19 protein-coding genes are annotated in these 23,135 nt (G+C 74.7%); 7 read left to right on the top strand and 12 right to left on the bottom strand.

Going from position 1 to position 23,135, the window contains the following annotated elements; all coding sequences use genetic code 11:
* Positions 1-66 precede the first annotated feature (66 nt).
* From ACYVKY_RS17570 to disA, 3 genes are all read left to right on the top strand, one after another.
* Entirely contained in the window at positions 67-456 is a 390-nt protein-coding gene (locus ACYVKY_RS17570) for a VOC family protein (protein ID WP_460436278.1), read from the top strand.
* 50 nt (positions 457-506) lie between these two features.
* Entirely contained in the window at positions 507-1,898 is a 1,392-nt protein-coding gene (gene radA / locus ACYVKY_RS17565) for a DNA repair protein RadA (RefSeq protein WP_460436277.1), read from the top strand.
* 85 nt (positions 1,899-1,983) lie between these two features.
* Positions 1,984-3,066 carry a DNA integrity scanning protein DisA gene (disA, locus tag ACYVKY_RS17560; protein ID WP_460436276.1) on the top strand — a complete coding sequence of 361 codons (1,083 nt, stop codon included), beginning with the start codon at positions 1,984-1,986 and terminating at the stop codon, positions 3,064-3,066.
* A 240-nt stretch (positions 3,067-3,306) separates the two neighbouring features.
* On the opposite strand, the gene ACYVKY_RS17555 is transcribed toward disA, so the two are convergent.
* Positions 3,307-3,972: a hypothetical protein gene (locus ACYVKY_RS17555; protein WP_460436275.1), complete on the bottom strand. Its 666-nt coding sequence runs from the start codon at positions 3,970-3,972 to the stop codon at positions 3,307-3,309.
* 67 nt (positions 3,973-4,039) lie between these two features.
* Here ACYVKY_RS17555 and ACYVKY_RS17550 point away from each other — a divergent pair, with 67 nt between their 5' ends.
* Both ACYVKY_RS17550 and ACYVKY_RS17545 read left to right on the top strand, forming a co-directional pair.
* The gene (locus ACYVKY_RS17550) at positions 4,040-4,963 is read left to right on the top strand and encodes an HhH-GPD family protein (RefSeq protein WP_460436274.1); all 924 of its coding nucleotides are present in this window, start codon (positions 4,040-4,042) and stop codon (positions 4,961-4,963) included.
* Positions 4,960-5,448 (top strand): hypothetical protein, encoded by a 489-nt coding sequence (locus tag ACYVKY_RS17545; RefSeq protein WP_460436273.1) that lies wholly within the window; start codon positions 4,960-4,962, stop codon positions 5,446-5,448. The genes ACYVKY_RS17550 and ACYVKY_RS17545 overlap by 4 nt, the downstream gene beginning before the upstream one ends.
* 37 nt (positions 5,449-5,485) lie before the next feature.
* On the opposite strand, the gene ACYVKY_RS17540 is transcribed toward ACYVKY_RS17545, so the two are convergent.
* Entirely contained in the window at positions 5,486-5,983 is a 498-nt protein-coding gene (locus ACYVKY_RS17540) for a GNAT family protein (RefSeq protein ID WP_460436272.1), read from the bottom strand.
* A gap of 83 nt (positions 5,984-6,066) precedes the next feature.
* On the opposite strand from ACYVKY_RS17540, the gene ACYVKY_RS17535 reads away from it, so the two are divergent.
* On the top strand, positions 6,067-7,038 hold the full coding sequence (locus tag ACYVKY_RS17535; RefSeq protein ID WP_460436271.1) for a DMT family transporter: 972 nt from the start codon (positions 6,067-6,069) through the stop codon (positions 7,036-7,038).
* Entirely contained in the window at positions 7,035-7,844 is an 810-nt protein-coding gene (locus ACYVKY_RS17530) for an SDR family NAD(P)-dependent oxidoreductase (RefSeq protein ID WP_460436270.1), read from the top strand. The genes ACYVKY_RS17535 and ACYVKY_RS17530 overlap by 4 nt, the downstream gene beginning before the upstream one ends.
* Before the next feature lie 3 nt (positions 7,845-7,847).
* On the opposite strand, the gene ACYVKY_RS17525 is transcribed toward ACYVKY_RS17530, so the two are convergent.
* The 10 genes from ACYVKY_RS17525 to ACYVKY_RS17480 all read right to left on the bottom strand — a co-directional run bounded on the left by ACYVKY_RS17525 (position 7,848) and on the right by ACYVKY_RS17480 (position 23,135).
* Positions 7,848-8,858, bottom strand: a complete 1,011-nt coding sequence (locus tag ACYVKY_RS17525; protein WP_460436269.1) for a sugar phosphate isomerase/epimerase family protein — start codon at positions 8,856-8,858, stop codon at positions 7,848-7,850.
* Positions 8,859-8,886: 28 nt separating this feature from the next.
* Complete coding sequence (locus tag ACYVKY_RS17520) at positions 8,887-10,287, bottom strand: alkaline phosphatase family protein (protein WP_460436268.1); 1,401 nt, start codon at positions 10,285-10,287, stop codon at positions 8,887-8,889.
* On the bottom strand, positions 10,284-11,447 hold the full coding sequence (eboE, locus tag ACYVKY_RS17515) for a metabolite traffic protein EboE (protein ID WP_460436267.1): 1,164 nt from the start codon (positions 11,445-11,447) through the stop codon (positions 10,284-10,286). Before eboE ends, ACYVKY_RS17520 begins: the two co-directional genes overlap by 4 nt.
* Positions 11,444-12,337, bottom strand: a complete 894-nt coding sequence (locus tag ACYVKY_RS17510) for a TatD family hydrolase (RefSeq protein WP_460436266.1) — start codon at positions 12,335-12,337, stop codon at positions 11,444-11,446. Before ACYVKY_RS17510 ends, eboE begins: the two co-directional genes overlap by 4 nt.
* Positions 12,334-12,942 (bottom strand): EboA domain-containing protein, encoded by a 609-nt coding sequence (locus ACYVKY_RS17505; RefSeq protein ID WP_460436265.1) that lies wholly within the window; start codon positions 12,940-12,942, stop codon positions 12,334-12,336. The genes ACYVKY_RS17510 and ACYVKY_RS17505 overlap by 4 nt, the downstream gene beginning before the upstream one ends.
* On the bottom strand, positions 12,939-13,820 hold the full coding sequence (locus tag ACYVKY_RS17500) for a sugar phosphate isomerase/epimerase family protein (protein WP_460436264.1): 882 nt from the start codon (positions 13,818-13,820) through the stop codon (positions 12,939-12,941). Before ACYVKY_RS17500 ends, ACYVKY_RS17505 begins: the two co-directional genes overlap by 4 nt.
* Entirely contained in the window at positions 13,817-14,698 is an 882-nt protein-coding gene (locus ACYVKY_RS17495) for a UbiA family prenyltransferase (protein ID WP_460436263.1), read from the bottom strand. The genes ACYVKY_RS17500 and ACYVKY_RS17495 overlap by 4 nt, the downstream gene beginning before the upstream one ends.
* Positions 14,695-15,870, bottom strand: coding sequence for an inositol-3-phosphate synthase (locus ACYVKY_RS17490; protein WP_460436262.1), 1,176 nt, complete (start codon positions 15,868-15,870; stop codon positions 14,695-14,697). Before ACYVKY_RS17490 ends, ACYVKY_RS17495 begins: the two co-directional genes overlap by 4 nt.
* Complete coding sequence (locus tag ACYVKY_RS17485) at positions 15,867-16,580, bottom strand: hypothetical protein (protein WP_460436261.1); 714 nt, start codon at positions 16,578-16,580, stop codon at positions 15,867-15,869. The genes ACYVKY_RS17490 and ACYVKY_RS17485 overlap by 4 nt, the downstream gene beginning before the upstream one ends.
* Before the next feature lie 189 nt (positions 16,581-16,769).
* On the bottom strand, positions 16,770-23,135 hold the full coding sequence (locus ACYVKY_RS17480) for a ThuA domain-containing protein (protein ID WP_460436260.1): 6,366 nt from the start codon (positions 23,133-23,135) through the stop codon (positions 16,770-16,772).

Raw genomic sequence — 23,135 nt, 5'->3', positions numbered from 1 at the left:
GGGGCTGCTCCGGTCGGGGGCTAGCGTGGCACGCGCCGTGCACGAGGTCGTCCGGAGGGGTCCGCCGTGGTCAGCTCGCTCAGCGAGGTCGCCGTCGACTGCGCCGACCCGGACGCCCTCGCGCGGTTCTGGTGCGCGGTGCTCGGCTACGAGGTGCAGGAGGTCGACGAGGCCGAGGGGTACGTCTGCGTCGGACCGGCTGCCCCCTCGTCGCGGCCGGGGGCGCCGACGCTCGGGTTCGCCCACGTCCCGGAGGCCAAGGCGGGCAAGAACCGGCTGCACCTCGACGTCCGGCCGGCCGACGGCGACCGCGACGCCGAGGTCGAGCGGCTGCTGGCGCTCGGCGCCACCCGGGCGGGCGGGGACGAGGGGCTGCCCTGGGTGGTGCTGCGCGACCCGGAGGGCAACGAGTTCTGCGTCCTGGCCCCTCCCGCGGACGGCTCGCGGCCCGGCTGAGACCGGTTGTCGCACGGCCCGCCTAGGTTGTCGTCCGTGAGGTCCCTCCCGTGAGCGCCGCCAAGACCGCCAGGACGGCGCGCCCGTCCTACCGCTGCGCCGAGTGCGGCTGGGCGGCGTCCAAGTGGGTCGGCCGCTGCGGCGAGTGCCAGGCCTGGGGCACGGTCGAGGAGGTCGGCGCGGTCACCGTCCGCACCACCCAGGCGGCGCCCGTGCGCACGCCCGCCCGCCCGATCGACCAGGTCGACGTCGAGACCGCGCGGGCCGTCCCCACCCGGGTCGACGAGCTCGACCGCGTGCTCGGCGGGGGGCTGGTGCCCGGGGCGGTCGTGCTGGTCGCGGGCGAGCCCGGCGTCGGCAAGTCGACGCTGCTGCTCGACGTCGCGGGGCAGGCGGCCGCGTCCGGCCGCACGGTGCTCTACGTGACCGGCGAGGAGTCGGCCTCGCAGGTGCGGCTGCGGGCCGAGCGCATCGGCGCGATCCGGCCGCGGCTGTACCTGGCGTCCGAGACCGACCTGGCCACCGTGCTGGGGCACGTCGAGCAGGTCGAGCCCGACCTGCTCGTCGTCGACTCGGTGCAGACCATCAGCTCCGGCCAGGTCGAGGGCCAGGCGGGCAACGTCTCGCAGGTGCGCGAGGTCGCGGCCGCGCTGATCCGGGTCGCCAAGGCCCGCAACCTGCCGACGCTGCTGGTCGGCCACGTCACCAAGGACGGGTCGATCGCCGGCCCGCGCACGCTCGAGCACCTCGTCGACGTCGTCTGCCAGTTCGAGGGCGAGCGGCACTCGCGGCTGCGGCTCGTGCGCGCGGTGAAGAACCGGTACGGCCCCACCGACGAGGTCGGCTGCTTCGACCTCAGCGAGGACGGCATCGTCGGTCTCACCGACCCGAGCGGGCTGTTCCTGTCCCGCACCGACGTCCACGCCCCGGGCAGCTGCGTCACGGTGACCCTGGAGGGCCGCCGTCCGCTGGTCGCCGAGGTGCAGGCGCTGGTCACGCCCACCGAGGCGAAGAACCCGCGCCGCGCCACGAGCGGGCTCGACGGCGCGCGGGTGTCGATGGTGCAGGCGGTCATCTCGGCGCGCATGCGCGTGGCCCTGTTCGGCCAGGACGTGTTCGTCTCCACGGTCGGCGGCGTGCGCATCGGCGAGCCCGCGGCCGACCTCGCGATCACGCTGGCGATGGCCTCGGCGGCGGTCGAGCGTCCGCTGCCGCCGCGGATGGTGGCCTTCGGCGAGGTCGGCCTGTCCGGCGAGGTGCGTCCGGTCCCCGGCCTGGGACGCAGGCTCAGCGAGGCCGCCCGGCTCGGGTTCACCACGGCGGTGGTGCCGCGAGGGGGTACCGCGAGCGTGGTGGTGCCCGACGGCATGAAGGTGGTCGAGATCGGCCAGGTCGTCGAGGCGCTGCGGCTCGGCATCGTCCGTCCCGTCGGCGACCGCTGACCGCCGAAGGGTCCTGCTGGCAGCTCACCCGGACCGTGACCTGCGTGAGACCTACGGGTGCAGCGCGCCCGCTAGCATCGGCCCCGTGGTGAACGAGCGCGGCGAGGACGACCTGCTGCGCGCGACCCTCGCCGCAGCCGCTCCCGGCACCGAGCTGCGCGACGGCCTCGAGCGCATCCTGCGGGGCCGCACCGGCGCCCTCGTGGTGCTCGGTTCCGACCGCTCGGTCGACGCGATCAGCACCGGCGGCTTCGTCCTCGACGTCGACTTCTCGTCCACCCGGCTGCGCGAGCTGGCCAAGATGGACGGCGCGATCGTGCTCGACCGCGAGGCCACCAAGATCGTCCGCGCGGCCGTGCAGCTGGTGCCCGACCCCAGCATCGAGACCACCGAGTCCGGCACCCGCCACCGCACCGCCGAGCGGGTCGCGAAGCAGACCGGGCTGCCGGTCATCTCGGTGAGCCAGTCGATGCACATCGTCGCCCTCTACGTCGGCGGCCGGCGGTACGTGCTCGAGGGCTCCGAGGCGATCCTCGGCCGCGCCAACCAGGCGCTCGCCACGCTCGAGCGCTACAAGGCCCGCCTCGACGAGGTCACCGGCACCCTGTCGGCGCTCGAGATCGAGGACCTCGTCACCGTCCGCGACGTCGCCGCCGTGGTGCAGCGGCTCGAGATGGTGCGCCGCATCAGCGACGAGATCAGCGGCTACGTGGTCGAGCTCGGCGCCGACGGGCGTCTGCTCTCGCTCCAGCTCGACGAGCTGATCGGCGGCATCGGCCCCGACCGCGAGCTCGTCATCAGCGACTACCTCGACCAGGCCAAGCGGTCGCTGACCGTCGAGCAGGTGCTCGACGACCTCGCCACCCTCGACCCCACCGAGCTGGTCGACCTGGCCGCCGTGGCCCGGGTGCTCGGGCTGACCGGCACCGGCGAGTCGCTCGACGGCGCCGTGAGCCCGCGCGGCCTGCGCCTGCTGCACAAGGTCCCCCGCCTGCCCGGCGCCATCATCGACCGCCTGGTCGAGCACTTCGACGGCCTGCAGAAGCTGCTGGCCGCCGGCATCGACGACCTGATGACCGTCGACGGCGTCGGCGAGCAGCGCGCCCGCGCCGTCCGCGAGGGCCTGTCCCGCCTCGCCGAGTCGAGCATCCTCGAGCGCTACGTCTGACCGCTCCGCTCGCCTGCCCGTTTCGCTAGTTCAGTGTCGGAACTGACACCGAAGTGCTGGTAGGACACGCGTGACACGCCAGGTTGCCTCGCTCAGTGCCCCGTGACCCGCGCCCCTGCACCGCCCGAGCCCAGCGTCGCCGACCGGTGGCCGTCCACTGCACGAGGGGTTCTGGCGTGTCACGCGTGGAGCGACACCACTTCGGTGTCACTTGCAGCACTGAACTAGCGAAACGGGCAGTCAGCCGGTGATCTCGAAGGCGACCGGGGCGCTGGTGATCTCACCCGCGCGGGCGGTCAGCTGGTAGGTACCGGCCTTGAGCTCGGGCAGACCCTGGGCGCAGCCGGCGGCCGAGCGGACCAGCGTCCACTCGACGCTCGAGGCGAGCACGCCGGCGTCGCCGGGCTCGACGGTGGTGGGACGGCTCTGGGCGTCGGTCTGGCAGTCGTCGGAGGACCAGATGCGGTCGCTGCCGGAGACGACGAGCAGCTCGAGGGCCTGCGAGCCGGCGTCCATCGTGCAGGGGGCGGTGCCGGTGTTCGTGATCGTCATGCCGACCTTCGCGGTCGAGCCGAGCGCGTAGCTCGTGGCGTCGACGGTGGGGGCGACGACCAGCCCGGGCGGGGCGCACGCGGGGACCTCGCCCTCGGCGGGCGCGGTCTCGCCCGTCGCGGCGGACGGGTCGGGGGACGGCTGCGCGTCGGCGGCGGGGTCGGGGACCGGCTGCTGGGCGGTACCACCGCCGTCGGCGACCGGCTCGTCGCCGCCGCGGAGGGCACCGATCGCGGACGAGACGCCCCACACGACCAGCGCCACCACGACGAGCAGCGCGACCAGCGCCACCACCCGGCGCCGCCAGTAGACCTGCGGCTCCCGGGTGCCCACCGGTCGCATCACCGTGCTCATCGCCGACCACGGTAGGCACAGGGCGGCGCTCCGGCGTGGTGCCACGCCGTGGCACGATCGGCGCACCGTGAACGCTCCCGCCACCGCGCACCGGACCGTGCGCCCGTCGACGCTGCACCGCGAGGTGCTGGCCTGGTACGACGCGCAGGCCCGCGACCTGCCCTGGCGCGCGCCCGACCGCACCCCGTGGGGCGTGCTGGTGAGCGAGGTGATGCTGCAGCAGACGCCGGTCGCGCGGGTGCTCCCCGCCTGGACCGCGTGGATGGCCCGCTGGCCCGGGCCGGCCGACCTCGCCGCCGCTCCCGCCGCCGACGTGCTGCGCGCCTGGGACCGGCTCGGCTACCCGCGCCGCGCTCTGCGGCTGCAGCAGACGGCGCAGGCGCTGGTCGACCGCCACGACGGGCAGGTGCCCGACGACCACGACGCGCTGCTCGCGCTCCCGGGCGTCGGCGGCTACACGGCCGCCGCGGTGCGGGCGTTCGCGTTCGGACGCCGGGCCGCCGTCGTCGACACCAACGTGCGCCGCGTGCACGCGCGCCTCGTCGGCGGCGACCCGCTGCCGGCGCCCGCCCTCACCGTCGCCGAGACCCGCCGCGCCGAGGGGCTCCTCCCCGGCGACGAACCGACGGCGGCCCGCTGGTCCGTGGCGGTGATGGAGCTCGGCGCGCTGGTCTGCACCGCACGCTCGCCGCGGTGCGAGGTCTGCCCGGTGCGTCGCCGGTGCGCGTGGGTCGCCGCGGGCAGCCCGGCGTACGACGGCCCGGCACGGCGCGTGCAGGGTTTCGAGGGCACCGACCGGCAGGTGCGGGGACGGGTGATGCGGGTGCTGCGGGACGCCGTCGGGCCGGTCCCGCTCGCCGCGCTCACCGACGCCACCCCGGACGCCGACCGGCTCCAGCGGTGCCTCGACTCGCTGCTCGACGACGGCCTCGTCGTCCCGGTCGGGGACGGCTTCGCCCTCCCCGGTGACCCGCAGGAGGTGCCCGCGTGAACGACGACGTGGTCGACCTGGCCGACGCGCTCGCCGAGCGCGCGCTCGCCCGCACCGTCGCCGCGAGCGCGGGCTGCGCCGTGGTGCTCGGGGTGCTCGCCCTCGCCTTCGTGCAGCTGGCCGACGGCCGGTTCGACGCGACCAGCGCGCCGCAGGTGGCCGTGCTCGCGGTGGGGCAGGTCGCGGGGCTGGTGCTCGCCTGGACGACGTCCCGGCGGCTGCGTGCCGTGCGCGACGCCCGCGGGACCGGGCCCGGGCACGCGTCCGGCGCCGCGGTCACCGCCGGACGCGCGGTCGTGGCGGTGCCCGCGGTCGGCCTGCTCGTCGGGGTGGTGGCGACCGTCGTGCTCACCCCGCGCAGCACCGCGGCCTTCTCGGCGCTGCTGGCCGTGTTCCTGCTCGGCCAGCTGCCGCTGCTGCTGCACCTGCAGCGCCGCGGCCTGCTGCGCGCCGCCCGTCCGCCAGGGTCGCCGCCGTCCGCCTGACCGCAGGTGCTCTGCCCGACCGGAGCGGACCCCGCGCTCAGAGGCGGCGGAGCATCCGGGTGTTGCCGAGGGTGTTGGGCTTGACCCGGGCGAGGTCGAGGAACTCGGCGACGCCGTCGTCGTGGGAGCGCAGCAGCTCGGCGAAGACCGGCGGCTCGACGGGGGTGCCCTCGATCACGTCGAACCCGTTGCGGGAGAAGAACTCCACCTCGAAGGTGAGCGTGAAGAGTCGCGCCACGCCCAGCGTGCGCGCCCGGGACATCAGGGCCTCGATGATGTCCTGGCCGATGCCCTGGCGGCGGGCGTCCTCGGCGACGGCGAGGGTGCGGATCTCGGCGAGGTCCTCCCACATCACGTGCAGGGCGCCGCAGCCGACGAGGCGGCCGTCGCGCTCGACGACGACGAACTCCTGCAGCGCCTCGTAGTAGGCGACCGCCTCCTTCGCCACGAGGATGCGGCGTTGCACGAGCGGCTCCACGAGCGCGCGGATGGCACGGACGTCGGCGGTGCGGGCGGCCCGCACGAGCGTGGTCATGGACCGGAATCATGCCAACCCCCTGTTGCTTGTAGGTTGCGGACCCACGACCGCTGGACGCGGCTGCCGCCGGAGGAGCACCCATGACGCACGGCCCGACCCCCCGCCGCCGCGACGCCACCTGGCTGGTCGCCCTCGGTGCCGCCCTGTGGGGCAGCGACGCCCTGCTGCGCGTCCCCCTCGTCGGCACCTACCCGGCCTCGACCATCGTCTTCCTCGAGCACGTGGTGATCGTGCTGGTGACGCTGCCGTGGCTGCTGCCCGCGTTGCGCGCGTTCGCCGCCGCGTCCGGGCGGACCAAGGCCGCGGTCGTCGTCATCGGCGTCGGTGCCTCGGCCCTGGCGACGGTGCTGTTCACCCAGGCCTTCGTGCACGCCCCGGCCACCAGCGCCGCCATCACCCCCGTGGTGCTGCAGAAGCTGCAGCCGGTGATCGCGGTGCTCGTCGCGTGGTGGCTGCTCAAGGAGCGCATCACGCTGCGCTACCCGCTGTTCCTCGTCCCGGCGCTGGTCGGCGCCTGGCTGCTCGCCTTCCCCGACCCCACCTCGGTCTCGGTGGCCGCCGGTCTGTCGGCCGCGCTCGCCGTGGGCGCGGCCGCGCTGTGGGCCACCGGCACCGTGCTGGGACGCCTGGTCGGCGCCGAGATCGGCCTGCGCGACCTGACCGTGCTGCGGTTCGCGATCGGCCTGCCGGCGTCGCTGGTCTTCGTGCTGGTGCTCGGCGACCCGCTGTGGGCCGCCGGCCGCGACCTGCCCGTCATCGCGCTGCTCGGCCTGATCCCCGGCCTGCTCGCCATCGGCCTGTACTACCGCGGCCTGCGCAGCACCCCGGCCAGCCGCGCCACCCTCGCCGAGCTGGCCTTCCCGCTCACCGCCGCGGTCGTCGGCGTCGCGTTCCTCGGCAACGTCCTGTCGTCCACCCAGTGGCTCGGGGCCGCCGTGGTCGCCGCCGCGGTCACGGCGCTCGCGCTGCACGAGCGGTTCTCGTCGCGCAAGGCGGTGGCGACGCCCGCGCCGGTCGAGGAGGCCGTCCCGGTGCCGGCGGAGCAGGCGTGACCTCGCGCGGCGTCCTGGTCACCGGCGCCTCCCGCGGCATCGGCGCGGCCACCGCCCTGGCGTTCGCCCGTCTCGGCGACCGCGTCGCCGTCCACCACCGCGGCGCGCGCGAGCGCGCCGAGCAGGTGCTCGCGTCGCTGCCCGGCGACGGCCACGTGCTCGTGCACGGCGACCTCGCCGACCCCGGCGCCGTGCGGACGCTGGTCGCGGACGCCGCCACCGGCCTCGGGCGCCTCGACGTGCTGGTCAACAACGCCGCGCTGTTCACCGACGACCCGGCCGACCTCGCCGACGGCGGGAGCCGCCGCATCGGGCACCGTCCCGACGAGACCGGGTACGACGAGTGGGTCGCCGCCTGGCGCCGCACGATCGACGTCAACCTGCTCGGGACGGCGAACGCCACCTGGTGCGCCGTCCGGCACATGCTCGACGTCCCCGCCGCGGACGGCCTGCCGACCGGGGTCGTGGTGAACGTCGGCTCGCGCGGCGCCTACCGGGGCGAGCCGGACGTGCCGGCCTACGGCGCCAGCAAGGCCGCCGTGCACGCGCTCGGCCAGTCGCTCGCCATCGCGCTCGCGCCGCACGGCATCGCGGTCGCCACGGTCGCACCGGGTTTCGTCGCCACCGACATGGCGGCGCAGCACCTCGACGGCCCGGCCGGCGACGCGATCCGCGCGCAGTCGCCGTTCGGACGCGTGGCGACCCCCGAGGAGGTCGCCCACGCGGTCGTGCACCTCGCCGACCCGTTGTCGCAGTGGGCCTCCGGCGCCGTCCTCGACCTGAACGGCGCCTCGTACCTCCGCTGACCCTCAGCGGTCCTTGGTGCTGAAGGCGGCGTCGAAGGACGCGGTGGGCTGGTCGACCTGGGTGCGGCGGACGAACTCGACCGCCTCGGCGGCGCCGGCCAACCGGTCCATGCCGGCGTCCTCCCACTCGATCGAGATCGGGCCGTCGTAGCCGATCGCGTTCAGGGTGCGGAAGCACTCGTCCCAGTCGACGTCGCCGCGGCCGGTGGACACGAAGTCCCAGCCGCGGCGCGGGTCGCCCCAGGGCAGGTGCGACGACAGCCGCCCGGCGCGGCCGTTGCCGACCTTCATCCGGGTGTCCTTGCAGTCGACGTGGTAGATCCGGTCGCGGAAGTCGTACAGGAACGCGAGCGGGTCGAGCTGCTGCCAGACCATGTGGCTGGGGTCCCAGTTCAGGCCGAACGCCTCACGGTTCCCCACCGCCTCGAGCGTGCGCACCGTCGTCCAGTAGTCGTAGGCGATCTCGCTCGGGTGCACCTCGTGCGCGAAACGGACCCCCACCTCGTCGAACACGTCCAGGATCGGGTTCCAGCGGTCGGCGAAGTCCTGGTAGCCGGCCTCGATCCGCTCGGCGGGCACCGGCGGGAACATGGCGACGTACTGCCAGATCGACGAGCCGGTGAACCCGACGACCGTCTTCACCCCCAGCTTCGCCGCGGCGCGGGCGGTGTCGGCCATGTCGGCCGCGGCCCGCTGCCGCACCCCCTCGGGCTCGCCGTCGCCCCAGATGCGGGCGGGCAGGATCGCCTCGTGCCGGAAGTCGATCGGGTCGTCGCAGATCGCCTGGCCGACGAGGTGGTTCGAGATCGCGAACACCTGCAGGCCGTACCTGTCGAGGATCTCGCGGCGACCGTCGACGTACGAGTCGTCGGACACCGCCTTGTCGACCTCGAAGTGATCTGCGCTGCAGGCGATCTCGACGCCGTCATAGCCCCACGACGACGCGAGGCGGCAGACCTCCTCGAAGGGCAGGTCGGCCCACTGGCCGGTGAACAGCGTGACGGGACGGGGCATCGGGTTCCTCCTGGAGGTGGTCGCGGGGTCAGCGTGCCAGAGCGGGCAGGACGCCCGCCGCGGCGAGGACGAGGTCGTGGACGTCGTGGGCGCGCAGGGTCGTGCCCTCGGGGACGAGGTCGGCGAGGCCGCCGCCGGAGAGCACCACCGGGCCGTCGGCGACGTCGTCCGGCAGCCGCCCGTGCGAGCCCCGCACGCAGGTCGGGTCGAGCGGCACCACGCTCATCGCGTAGCGCAGCCCCACGGCCTTGCGCACGAGCCCGAGCCCTGCGCGTGCCTTCGCCGACCGGTCGGCGGGGTCGAAGAACAGCTCCGCGGGGTCGTAGCCGGGCTTGCGGTGGATGTCGACGCCCCGGGCGAAGTCGGGGGCGCGCCCGTCGTCCAGCCAGTAGTAGTAGGTGAACCACGAGCGCGCGTCGGCCACGACGACGAGGTCGCCGCTGCGGGCGTGGCCGATGCCGGCCTCGCGCTGGGCGTCGCGGTCGAGCACCTGCTCGACCCCCGGCACGCCGGCGAGCAGCGCCGCCACCCGCTCCCGGTCGGCCGGGTCGCGCACGTAGACGTGGGCGACCTGGTGGTCGGCGACCGCGAACGCCCGCGACGTCCACGGGTCGAGGTACTCCATGCCCGCCTGGGTGTGCACCTGCAGCAGGCCCTCGCGGCGCAGCACCCGGTTCACGTCGACCGGGCGGTCGACGTCGGTGATGCCGTACTCGCTCACCACGATCGTGCGCACGCCCTGCGCGTCGGCGTCGGCGAGCAGCGGCGCGAGCACCCGGTCGAGCTCGGCGGCCGCGGCGGCCGACCGCGGGTCGCCCGGCCCGTACCGCTGGTGGTCGTAGTCGAGGTGCGGGACGTAGGCGAGCGTCAGGTCGTGGTCGGGCAGCAGCCGCCGGGTGGCCTCGACGATCCAGCGCGAGGACTCGATCGACGCGGTCGGGCCCCAGTACCGGAACAGCGGGAACGGCCCGAGGTCGGCCAGCAGGCCGCTGCGCAGCGAGTCGGGCACCGTGTACGCGTCCGGCGACTTGCGCCCGTCGGCGTGGTAGACCGGCCGCGGCGTGATCGTGGTGTCGACGTCCGCGCCCATCGCGTACCACCAGCACACGTTCGCGACCTTCGCGTCAGGACAACTGCGCCGCAACGCGTCCCAGACCTTCGGTCCCTCGACGAGGCTGTTCGGCTGCCGCCAGAACATGATCTCGCCGAGGTCGCGGAAGAACCAGCCGTTGCCGACCGCGCCGTGCTCAGCCGGGTCGCGGCCGGTCAGCATGGTCGACTGGACGCTGCACGTCACGGCCGGCAGCACCGTGCGCAACGGGGTCGCCGACCCGCCGGCCCAGCGCCGCAGCAGCGGCATCTGCTCGAGCGCCCTCGGGGTCAGGCCCACCACATCCAGCAGCAGCACCCGCTGCCCGTCCTGCGTCACGACGCCTCCTCCAGCCCCGCCAGCACCAGCTCGTCACGGGCCCACGCGAGCTCGGCGGCCAGGCCGTCGACGAGCTCGGCGTCGCTGCCCGGCGGGTCCGGCAGCACGGTCCACGTGTAGGTCTCCACGTCGAGGTGGTCGGTGAGCGCCCGGTCGCCGCCCACCAGCGCACGCAGGCTGCTCCGCAGCGTGGCGCGCGTCGAGGCCAGGGGCGGCGCGGGCTCGGCACCGAGCGGCAGGTGGAAGTGCACCCGCCAGGGCGTGCCGTCGGCGTGCGCGAAGGCCTCGCCGAGGTCGTCCCAGCCGGCGGCCGAGCCGGTGCCCGGGCGGGCGCCGGGCCGCACCTGGTGCAGGTACCGGTCCTCGTCGAACCGGCGCAGCACCTCGAGGGTGGCCGCCTCGCCGGGGTGCTCGACGTGCAGGGCCGCCGACAGCTGCGCCTTCACCACGTCGAGGCCGGCGCCCTGCAGCCGCCCCACGGCCTCGTCCGGCTCCTCCCACGCCACCGCCAGGTGCGCGGTGTCGACGCACACGCCGACCCGCGCGCGGTCGACGGACGCCAGCCTCTCGACGGCCTGGGCGGTGGTCTCGACGACGCACCCGGGCTCGGGCTCGACCGCGACCCGCACCCGTCGGCCGGTGTCCTCCTCGAGCCGGTCGAGGAAGCGCGCCAGGCGGTCGAGCTGGGCCTCGGCCGCGCGCTGCTGCTCGTCCGACCACGGCTCGCGCCAGGCGAGCGGCAGGGTCGAGATGCTCCCGCCCGCGGCGTCGTCGGGGAGCAGGTCGGCCAGCACGACCGCGAGGTCCTGGGTGTACCGCAACCGGTCGACGTGCACCCAGTCGGGCTCGTAGACGCGCTTCTTGACGCGACCGGTACCGAAGTCGTCGTGCGGGAAGCCGTTCAGCGTCACGACCTCGAGCCCGAGCCGGTCGAGCAGGTCGCGCAGGTCGCGGCGCTCGTCGGTGTCGGCCGCCAGCCGCGCCGCGACCGGTGCGGCGAGCCAGAGACCGACCCCGAGCACCGGCGCACCCACCCGCTCGCGCACCGGCGCCGCGAACCGCGCCAGCTGCTCGCGCACGCCGTCGAGGTCGACGGCCGGGTGCACGTTGGTGCAGTACGACAGGTGCACGAGGGTGCCGTCGCGGTGGCGGAACCTCACACCCGCCCCTGCACGGCGTCCGGGCGGGCACCGCGCAGCACCGAGTTGCCCTCGAAGGTGGCGGTGAGGTCGATCGTCGCGTCGGCACCGTCGACGTCGACCAGGTCGAGACGGCCGCTCTGGGAGTAGAACTCGACGGGGTTGCGCCACAGGACGCGGTCGACGTCGTCGTCGGAGAAGCCGGCGTCGAGCATCGCGCGCGCCGTCTTCACGGTCTTCAGCGGGTCGCTGCGCCCCCAGTCGGCGGCGGAGTTCACGATCATCCGCGACAACCCGTGCTCGGACAGGATCCGCACCATCCGGTGCTCGTCCATCTTGGTGTCGGGGTAGATCGAGAACCCCATCCAGCAGCCGGACGCCGCCACGTCGGCGACGGTCACCTCGTTCAGGTGGTCGACCAGCACGCGACCGGGGTCGATGCCCACCTGCTCGACCACCGACAGCGTGCGCCGCGTGCCGGTGAGCTTGTCGCGGTGCGGCGTGTGCACCAGCGCGGGCAGGCCGTGCTCGACGGCGAGGTGGAGCTGGGTGCGGAACGCGTGCTCCTCCTCCCGGGTCAGCGAGTCGTACCCCAGCTCGCCGACCGCGACGACGCGGTCCTTGGCCAGGTAGCGGGGCAGCAGGTCGAGCACCGGGGTGCAGCGCGGGTCGTTCGCCTCCTTCGGGTTCAACCCGATGGTCGCGAAGTGCTGCACCCCGAACTGGCTGGCGCGGAACGGCTCCCACCCGAGGAGCGCGTCGAAGTAGTCGCAGAAGCTGTCGACGCCGGTGCGCGGCTGCCCGAGCCAGAACGACGGCTCGACGACCGCCCGGACGCCGGCCGCCGCCATCGCCTCGTAGTCGTCGGTCGTGCGCGAGGTCATGTGGATGTGCGGGTCGAAGATCCTCATCGCTGCGCCTCCTGCGGGTGGGTGGTGGTGCGGTCGAGCAGGTCCAGGGCGTCGGCCGGGACGTCGCGGCCGGCGGCGCGGCGCTCGTCGGCGTAGTCGCCGACCATGCGCAGCAGCTCGTCGTCGACCCGGGCGGGCAGCCCGTCGACGACCGCGAGCGGGATGCCGGTGAACAGGCACTTCAGCACGCCGTGGCGGAAGCCGTGCGGTTCGAGGTGGTCGGTCGCGTACCGCCCGAGAGCGGCGGCGACGAGCCGGGTGTCGTTGGTGCGCAACGCGTCTCGGACGACATCGAGCAGCGCGTCGCCGAGGTCGTGCTGCTCGTCGAGCGCCGGCAGCGCGCGAAGCACGGCACGCTTCTCGGCGGCGTCGCCGAACCGGTAGAGCGCCAGCACCTCGCGCACCAGGTCGTCGCCCCGCAGCGGGAGCGCGAGCAGGAGCCGCTCGCGCGCGACGTCGTCGACCGTGCGCGCGTGCTCGCCCGCCGGGTCGGCCGCGTCGACGGGGCCGCGGCCGACGTGCCGCGACACGGCCGGGAAGAGGGCGCCGACCGCCCCGGGGTCGGCGGCCACCCTGGCCGCCGCGTCGTCCGTCCAGTCCGTCACCGGGACACCTCCGCCGTCGTCGTGTGCGCCACCCGGTCGGCGGCCTCCTGCAGCGCGGCGCGCATCGCCGCCAGGCTCGAGGCCGCCAGCGCGGGGGCGGCGTGGGGGTGGCGCGGCAGCTCGACGCACGCGAGACCGTCGTAGCCGACCTCGACGAGGGCGCCCAGCGCACCCGCCAGGTCGACCTCGCCCGTCCCGAGCTCGAGGTGCTCGTGCACCCCGCGCCGCATGTCGTCGACCTGCACGTTGGCGAGCAGCGGCGCGACGCCCCGGATGCAGTCGGCCTCCGGCTCGTCCTCGCTGCAGCGCAGGTGGCCGACGTCGACGGTGACGCGCAGCAGGTGCGGGTCGCCGAGGCGCCGGCGCAGCTCGAGCGCGTCGGCGAGCCGGTCGACGAACATCCCCGGCTCGGGCTCGCACGCGAGCACGACGCCGGCGCGGTCGGCCGCGTCGAGCACGGGCAGCAGGTGCCGCTCGAGCCGCTCCCAGCCCTGGGCGCGGGTCGCGTCGGCCGGCAGGATCCCCGACCAGAACGAGACCGCCGTCGCGCCGAGGTCGGCCGCCACCTGCACCGCGAGGACGAGCAGCTCGACCCGCCGCTCGGTGCCGCTGCCGCTGACCAGCGTCGGCTCGTGCTTGCGCCAGGGATCGAGCAGGTACCGGGCGCCGGTCTCGACGACGACGCCGAGCCGGTGCCGTTCGAGCATCCCCGCGACGGCCGCCGTGCGCGCCGCCAGAGCCGGTGCGAACGGGTCGAGGTGCGCGTGGTCGAGCGTGAGCCCGACGCCCTCGTACCCGGTGCCGGCCACCACGGCCAATGCGTCGTGGAGCCGGTGGTCGGTGAAGCCGTTGAGCCCGTAGCCGAGTCGCAGCGTCATGTCGGGCTCACCCACCGAGCCGCGCGCCGCACCACCGGGCCGACGAGCAGGAGCCCCACCGCGCGGGCGGGCGCGCCGTGCGCGGCCACCAGGGTCGCCTGCAGCGGGATCATCGCGCGGACGCCCGTCCCCGTGGCGCTGCGGGCGTTCGCCGCCGACGGGTCGCCGACCGCGCGCCACTGCGCGCGTCCGACCTGCCAGGCGTACGTACCTGCCGCCAGCAGCACGACGCCGACCGTCCACGGGTCGCGCCGGTGCCGCAGCGGCAGCAGCGCGGCCACCGTGCTCGCCAAGGTGCCGGCGAGCACCGCGGCGGTGACGGCGGCGCTGGTGCCGTGCACCTCGCCACGGCTCAGCCCGGTCACCGCGACGGTGTGCGCACCGACGGTCGCGGCGGCGGGCAGCGCGGCGACCGGCGAGCCCGCCGCCCCCAGCAGGACGTCGAGCACTCGGGTGGACGCCATCGACACCGGGCCCAGCACACCGTCCTTGGCGACCAGGTCGTAGGTCCAGACCGCCCCGGCCAGCGCGGCCGCGACCCGCAGCGCCGGCAGGCCGCCGCCGACGGCGGCCAGGACGACACCGATCCCGGTGAGCCCGCCGGCGAGGGCGAGGGCCGTCGAGGCGGGCACCCGTCCCGACGGGATCGGACGCTCGGGCCGCTCGACGGCGTCGAGGTCGCGGTCGGCCCAGTCGTTCAGCGACATCCCGGCCCAGTACAGGCACGCGGACGCCGCGGGCAGCGCCAGGGCGCGCGGGGTCACCACCGCGCCCGAGGCGGCCATCCCCGCGAGCGAGTCGCCCGGGACGCTGAGCGCCGCCGGCAGCCGGACGAGCTCGGCGAGCGCCCCGAGGCCGACAGGGGTGGACGGCGTCACGGCGCCACCCGCTCGCCGGTGGCCCAGCCGACCAGGTCGGCGAACTGGGTCCCGAGGTCGTGGCGCGGTGCGGTGGTGCCGTCGGTGGCGGGGTCCTTGAAGAAGAACCCGAGCGCCTCGAGCGGGCCGGCCTCGCCGCGCCGCAGGGCCAGGGCGGTGAACCGCGCCAGGTCGAGCACGAGGGGTGCGGCGAGCGCGGAGTCGCAGCCCTGCCAGGTGAACTGGAGCGTCATCGGGGTGCCGAGGAACCCCTCGAACGAGACGTGGTCCCAGGCCGTCTTCCAGTCGCCGAGGTCGGGGACGTAGTCGATGTGCACCTGCCCCTCGACCTCGTACCCGGTCATCTCCTCGAGGCCACGCGCCTTGCTGACGGTCTTGCTGGCGCGTGCGGCCGGGTCGGCCAGGGTCGCGCCGTCGCCGCCGCCGAGCAGGTTGGTGCCGGACCAGGAGCGCACCCGCAGCGCGCGCTGCACGAACATCGGCGCCAGCACCGACTTCAGCAGCGTCTCGCCGGTCTTGCCGTCGCTGCCCGCCCAGGGCAGCCCGCGCTCGGCGGCCAGCGCCGCCACCGCGGGGAGCCGGGCGCCCGCCGACGGGGTGAAGTCGACGAAGGCCGCACCGACCTCGAACGCGGCGGCCGCGTACACCGAGCTGGGCGGCAGCGGCGACTCGCCGCGGTCCCAGGCGGCGCGCAGCAGCGCGAGGTCGTCGAGCTCGGGCGCCGGCGCGACCGGCGGCTCGGTGCTCGACACGTTCACCACGACCACGGCGTCGCAGCCGTGCTCGGCCGCGAACTCGCGGACGTCGGCGGCGAGCGCCTGCACCAGCTCGCGCTGGCCGGACGCCTCGGCGTGCCCGCCGTGCCGCACCCAGCCGTCGTAGGCGTCGAGCTCGTCGGCGGTGGCGGGCACCAGGGCGGCAGGGAGCACCCGACCGGCGGCGAGCTCCTCGGCCCGCTTGCGCGCGGTGCCGTCGACGACGTCGTGGCCGCCCACGACGATCTCGTCGAGGCCGGGCAGGTCGGCGCCGGCCAGTGCGGGGTGCGAGCAGACCAGCCCCGCGTCGTCGGCCAGGCGACCGCGCACCGCGGCCAGCCCCACGACGGCGGTGGTGGCGACGGAGCCGCGGGCGCCGACCAGCCACAGCCCGACCCGGCGGCGTTGCGCGCTCACGGCGTCCCCTCCCCCTCGTGGTCCCCGTCGTGGGAGGTGATCGCCCCCGTCGACGGGTCGTCGGTGAGGTACAGGTGCACGTGCCCGAGGTCGGTGGCGAGCGCCAGCTCGTCGAGCTCGGTGGCGGCGATCGACCAGGCCACCAGCCCGGACCGGAACGACTCCTCGGCCGCGGCGCGCAGCGCGGGGGCGTCCGCTCCGGCCTGCGCGGCGTCGCGGTGGGTGCGCAGCGACTGCGCGAGCAGGTCGGTCGCGTGTCGGAAGCCCTCGCGGGTGAGGTTGACCCGGGTGCCGCCGGAGACCTGCTCGGAGAAGGGCGCCGCGGCCGCGACGACCTCGTTCGTCCAGGCGGTGGCCTGCTCGGCGGTCGGCGAGGCGCCGTCGGCGGTGGCCGCCTCGACCTCGGTCACCACCGCGAGCACCTGTGCGTGGGCGGTCCCGGCCGAGGCGACCAGGTCGCGGGCCAGGCCGGCGTCGCGCTCGGTCTCGGCGGCCTGCAGGGCCGCGACGTCGCGCTCGAGGTCGGACGGGGCGGTCAGCGCCGCGCGGAGGACGAGTGCCGCGGCGGCGCCGACCAGGACCGAGACCAGCGCGACCACGACGAACCAGCGGCGCTGGGTCGTCGTGGCCGGCCGGCCGGTCGGCCCGTCGCGCCGGGGGTCGCCTGCCGACGACCGACCCGGCGCGCGGTGCGGGGTTCGGGCCGGCACCCTCCCCCGCGTCCGTGCTGGACCCCCGTCCCGTGCGCCTGTCGGCGCGGGCGTGCTCGTCCTGGGTCCCATCTCGTCCTCACCTTCGTCTCGTCCCCCCGAGATCCGTTCTCCCGCATCGTTGCTGCCGGCCGCGACGCGGGGGTGGTGCGGGGACGGGCCGCTGCCGGCGACCCGCCCCCGCCCCGGTCACTGCAGCGGTGCCACCGCGACCTCCTTCGGGTCCTCGGCCGTCCGCGCGTTCGACGTGGCCGCCGACATGCCGTCGACGAGCCGCTCGCGCAGCGCCCGCGCGTCCCGGTCGAGCACCGAGCGCGCCAGCGGGTCGGCGACGTTCGCGCGGGCGTACCGGGCGAACTCACCGAGCTCCTGACGCACCACGGCCTTGCGGCCCTTCAGCGCCGCTGCCGACGCCCGCTCCAGGTGGCCCTGGAGCACGCGCGCCTCGGCGGCCGTGAGGCGGTTCTCGCCCCGGTAGGTGCGCAGCAGCTGGGCGATGTCCTCGAACGAGGTCGCCGTCCCGAACCGCACCACCTGCTCGGTGGAGTTGCCGGCCACGTCCGTGGCGGTCACCACCAGGTCGTGCAGGCCGAGCGGCAGCGCGTCGAGCCGCAGCTCGCCTGGCTGCAGCGGCTGCCCGTCCAGGGTGGCCGTCACCGACGCGACGCCCGAGCCCGAGTCCAGCGCCTCCCAGGCCAGCGTGAGCCGCTGGGAGTCGCCGTACACCGTGCCGTGCGCGACGCCGGTCACCGTGACCGTCGGGCCCTCGCCGTCACCGACGATGTCGACGACCACCGACTTGGTGTCCTCGACGTTGCCGGCCACGTCCGTCGAGCGGTACTCGACGGTGTGGGTGCCGGCGCCGGTCACCACGACCGGAGCCTCGTACGCCGTCCAGTCGCCGCCGTCGACCGAGACCTCGGTCGAGGCGACGCCCGACGTCGCGTCGGTCGCGGTGAGCGTGACCGCCACCTCGTCGCCGTCCCCGGACGTCGTCGCCTCGGTGACCGGCCCCGTGGTGTCGACCGCGACCTCGAGGGTCCCGGCCTCCTCCACGTTGCCCGCCTCGTCGGCCGACCGGTAGGCGATCGTGTGGTCGCCGTCCGGCAGCTCGACCGGGGACGAGTACTCCGTCCAGTCCCCACCGTCGACCTGGTACTGCGTGCTCGCCACACCTGAGCCGTCGCCGTCGTCGGCGGTCAGCGTCAGCGTGGGAGCGCTGGTGTACCAGCCGTTCTCGCCGTCCGGGGCGGACGGGTCGAGCGCGGCCGTGGTGACCGGCGCCGTGGTGTCGCCCGGGGGCTCCTCACCCGCGAGCCGGATCCAGTCGAACGCCACCGTGACCGGCGACTCCTGCTCCGGGCCGACCGCGACCAGGCCCACGGCGTCGAGGTCGCCGGCGTGGGTCACCGGCTCGCCGACCTGGGTCCAGGTGACGCCGCCGTCGCTGACCCACCCGGTGTAGGTGTCACCGCTGCGGGTCAGTCGCAGGTACCACCAGCCGCTCTCGGAGGTCTCCGCGATGTCGATCGACCGGTTGCCGCCGGCGCCGAACTGGCCGCCGACCTCCGACACGAGCTCGGTGCGCAGGTTGGTGGCCGCACCGGGCGCGTTGTCCGCGACGACGTCGAGCTTCACGTACTCGTCGTCGCTGCCGTAGGCGAGCAGACCCGCGTACTGCCAGCGGTGCTGCATCGTCCCGGTCAACCGCGTCTCCACCGTCCACTCCGTGCCCTCGGGCGCGTCCTGGAGGATGAAGTTGCGGGGCTCGATCGGGTTGTCGTTGTTGATGTCGCCGGGCTGCGTGGTGATCCGCAGGGCGCCGTCGGCGACGGCCACCTCCGAGGAGTCGTACCGCACCACGCGGTCCCAGCGGCACCCGTCGAGCGCGTCGCCGTCGAACTCGTCGGCGAACGCGCGGGTCCCGTCGTCGTCGCTGTCCGGGGTGACCCGGTACCAGTCGAACGCGGCGGTCGCCTCGGGCGTCCCGGTGTCACCCGCGGCCACGAGGCCGAGGGTCGCACCGTCGAGGACGGCGGCCTGACCCGCGAGCGCGGTCCAGGTCGTGCCGTCGGTGGAGTAGGCCGCCGTGAGCGCCGTCCCGTCGCTGGTCAGACGCAGGTCGACCGTCGACGGGAAGTCCTGCGGCAGCGCGACGTTCGCGTGCCACGTTCGGCTGCCACCGGCCTCGGTCTGGAACTCCATCAGCCGCCCGCCGTTGCTGCTGCGGGTGAAGGCGAGCTTGACGTAGTCGTCGTCGCTCGCGTGCAGCAGCAGCCCGGCGTGCTGCCACTCCCGCGTGTGCGGGAGCGTCAGCCGCGTCGTGGCCTCCCAGGCCCCGTCGCGGACCGGCTGGCCCACGAACGAGATCGGGCCGGCGGACGCCTCGTTGACGTCACCCTGGGTCACCGGCAGGCGCAGCGCGCCGTCGGAGACCGAGATCGCCGAGCCCTCGGCGGCCCGCTGCGTCGTCCAGCGACCGGACAGGGAGTCGCCGTCGAACTCGTCGGACTGCGAGGTCAGGCAGGACGGCCCGGGCTCGGGCTCCTCCTCGCTCGGCGGGGTCCACTCGTCCTCGAACGCCCAGCCGTCGAACTGCACCTCGCTGGTCGCCGTCGTGGAGTGGGCGGTGACGAACAGGCCGACGTCCTGCGCCGACGTGGCGCCGGGCAGCGAGACCGGGTCACCGACCTGCGTGAACGTCTCGCCGTCCTTGGACCAGTACGCGAAGTACTCGTCGCCGGAGCGCGCGAGCCGCACCCACGCCGGGTAGCCGGTCGTGCTGGCCGACGTCGAGGCGTCGAGCTGACCGTTGCCGTCGGTGTCGCGCAGCCACTCGAAACCGCCGTTCGGCCGGATGCCGAGCGCGGCGTACCCGGGCGAGGTGCCCGGCTGCGTGACGTCGTTGCGGACGAGGATGCCGGCCTTGGCGCTGTTGTTGCTGTTGCCCTGGGCCGGGATCTGGACGGTCGCCGACCAGCTCTCGTCACCCGCCTGCGGCAGGTAGAGCGAGCTGTACTGGTCGGTGCCCTGCCACATGTTCGCGCCGCCGGAGGTGATGGTGAACCCGCCTCCGTCGGAGGTGAACACGCCTCCCGCGTTGGTGAACTGCTCGAAGTCGCCGAACGGCTCACCGACCTGGGCCACGACGATCCGCGAGGTCGTGGACCGACCCTCGGAGTTCGTCGCCACGGCGGTCAGCTCGTAGAAGCCGTCCGCCGCGGGCGTCCAGGTGGTGCTGTACGGCGCCTCGGTGTCGGTGCCGAGCGACTGGCCGTCGACCAGGAACTCGACCCCGGTGAGGTCGAGCAGCGGGTCGGACGCCTCCGACGTCACCTCGACCGCCTCGCCCGCGGTGAGCGGGCTGTACGGCTCCGGGGCGGTGATGGCGACCTCGGGGTGGCTGTCGTCGGAGACGCCCAGCCCGTGGGCCTCGAGGAAGTTGACCCGCCGCTCCACCTCGCCCGGCATCACCAGGTAGAGGGTGAAGCTGTCGGTGGGCGCGTCCTCGGGGACGGTCCAGGTGACGTCGGCGAACCGGGTCAGGCTGCCGGTGGCCGGGGCCTCCAGCGTCCCGAGCAGCTCGCCGTCGGGAGCGCCGGCCCGCAGCTCGAACGAGGTGTCGGCCGCCGCGGCGTACCGCACGGACAGCTCGTCGACCCCCCGCAGGTTGAGCGGGTCGTACGCGGTCCAGCCGTCGGCACCGCTGATCACCGAGCCGTGGCCCTCCACGTCGCGGCTCGGCAGCGTCGTGACCCCCTCCGAGCTCGACGAGAAGAACTCCGCCTCGCGCTGCATCGGGAACAGCAGCGAGGTGTCCGAGCCGGTGAGCGGGTTCGCCCCGCCCTCGCCGCCGGAGTCGGTGTAGCGCGCGTCGAGCACGTAGAACACGTTCATGTCGTCGCTGTGCCCGCCGCCGAGGCTGGTCTGCACCGAGCCGGTCCGGCCGAACAGCGGCTCGGACGGGTGCGCGTGGGCGTCGTGCCCGAGCGCCGGCTGGATGATGACGTCGGCGTCGTCGATGGTGGCGTCCTCGGCGTCGGTCACCGAGACGTCCCACGACAGCTGGTCGCCGAAGTGGAAGAAGCCACCGGTCGGCGGGTCGACGAACGACACCTCCGGCCGCGTGTTGCCCACCGTGACCGGCACCGTCGTCGTGCCGGTCTTGCCGGCCGGGTCGGTGACGGTCAGGCGCGCGTCGTAGACGCCGTCCTCCTCGTAGGTCCAGCTCGCCTCGACGCCCTCGGCGTCGGTGGTGCCGTCGCCGTCGAGGTCCCAGGCGTAGGTGAGCTGCTCACCCTCGGGGTCGGTGCTGCCCGAGCCGTCGAAGGTCACCTCGAGCGGCGCCTGCCCCGAGTCCGGGGTGGCCGTGGCGACCGCACTCGGGGAGCGCGAGCCGGAGACGTAGTCGATGCGGTGCAGGCCCGAGTCCGGGTTGTCGCGGCCGAAGCCGCCGCCCCAGTCGAGCACGTACATGGAGCCGTCCGGGCCGAACTTCGAGTCGATCGGCGCGAGGAACTCCGCCGCCGGCGGCGGCAGGAACGGGTTGACCTTCTCGACCGCCTCGCCGGGCGTGCCGACGCCGCTGTCGGACAGGTCGATCGAGTACATGCGGTTGCGGGCCCACTCGTAGAAGAAGGGCTTGCCGTCGTAGTACTCGGGGAACTTCGTGTCCGACTCGAGCTCGGCGTCGTACCGGTACACCGGGCCGCCCATCGGCGCGAGACCGCCGCCCTGGTTGATGGCGCCGGGCACCGACGAGCGCTGGTAGCCGTAGAACATGTCGGCCGGCTTCACCGGCGGCAGCTCGGTCAGACCCGTGTTGCGGGGCGAGTCGTTGACCGGGGTGTCGCAGCTGAAGAAGTCGCCGACGGTGACCGGGTTGGTCGTGTAGTCGACGTCGCGGAAGGGCTCGTTGGCGCCCATGCACATCGGCCAGCCGTAGTTGCCCGGCTCGGTGATGTAGTTCCACTCGGCGATGCCGGCCGGACCCCGCGTCGCGAGGTTGTCCGAGCCGTTGTCGGGCGAGTAGTCGGCCATGCTGATGTGGCCGGTCTCCTGGTCGACGCTGAACCGGAACGGGTTCCGGAAGCCCATGGCGTAGATCTCGGGCAGCGTCTGCGCGGTGCCGGGGGCGAACAGGTTGCCCTCGGGGATCGTGTAGGTTCCGTCGTCCTCGGGGTGGATGCGCAGCAGCTTGCCCCGCAGGTCGTTGGTGTTGGCGCTGGTCTCCCGCGCGTCGTGGAACGTGCCGGGGCGCGTGGAGATCGGCGCGTAGCCGCCCGACGGCTCGGAGTGCGGGTTCACGTCGTCGCCCACGCCGAGGTACAGGTTGCCCTGCGCGTCGAAGTCGAGGCCTCCGCCGGTGTGGCCCGGCTCGTCCGGGAGCCGGCGCGCCGGCACCCGCAGCAGCTCGACCTCGGAGGCCGGGTCGATCTGCGAGCCCGCGCCGACGGTGAAGCGCGACAGCACGTTGAAGAAGTTCGCCGGGTCGCTGTCGTTCGCGCTCGCGGGCGAGCGGTAGGTGTACAGCCAGCCGTTCGTGGCGAAGTCGGGGTCGAGGGCGATGCCGAGCAGGCCGTCCTCACCGCCGGAGTAGACCGGAAGGGTCACCGCGGTGCTGGTGCTCTGCGTGGCCGGGTCGTAGACGCGGATCTGGCCGCGGACGAGCTCGGTGTAGAACACCCGTCCGTCCGGGGCGACGTCCATCGCGAACGGGGCGCTGGTGTTGGTGTCGAGCGAGACCTTCTCGAACTGGCCCCAGTCGGTGCCGCCGCAGTCGCCCTCGACCAGCCCGGCGGCCCACTGCACGCCGCCGACGATGTGCTGCACCAGGTCGGGCTCGCTGTAGTGGGCACCGAAGTGGCCCATGCCGGTCACCCAGGCGCGGCCGCCGTCGTACGGCTTGCACCACGAGATCGGGTGGTCGTACCCCATCGCGTTGCCGCCCGGGTCGTACGTCGACTCGTCCATCGTGGCGAGGACGTGCGCGCTGCCGCGGACGTTGGCCGAGTAGTTGTACCACTCGTCGGCGCGGTCCCAGCGCTGGTCGAGGTGCGCGGTGGACGGGTGCACCCGGTCCTCGACGCGCACCGTGCCGGGCAGGCCCGGGCTGCTGCCGGTGGCCGCGTGGCCGGGCATCAGGGCGCCGACCAGGCCGTCCCACCAGGCGTAGCCGCCGCGCATGTCGGTGGCGTTGTGGATCGCGACGATGCCGCCGCCCGCCTGCTGGTACCGCTCCATCGCGGCCTTCTGGTCCGCGTTCCACGGGTCGCCGGACGTCTGGAACATGACCAGCGCGTCGAAGCCCGCGAGGGACTCGTCGGTGAACAGCGTCGGGTCCTCGCTGTGCACGGAGTCGATGCCGGCGTCCGAGAACGCCTGCTGGAGCACGGGAGTGCCCTGCGTGATCGCCTCGGTGTGCCGGAACTGCGTGGTGGCGGTGAAGATCAGGACTGTGGGTGAGTCGGGATCGTGCTCGTGACCGGGGTGCGCCATCGCCGGCAACGGCGCGACGGTGACCGCGAGCGCGGCTGCCAGCGCGGTGACTGCCAC

This window comes from Angustibacter speluncae (genome assembly GCF_054777815.1).
Note: the sequence above shows the minus strand (reverse complement) of the source record. Positions and strands in the feature narration are given on the sequence as shown.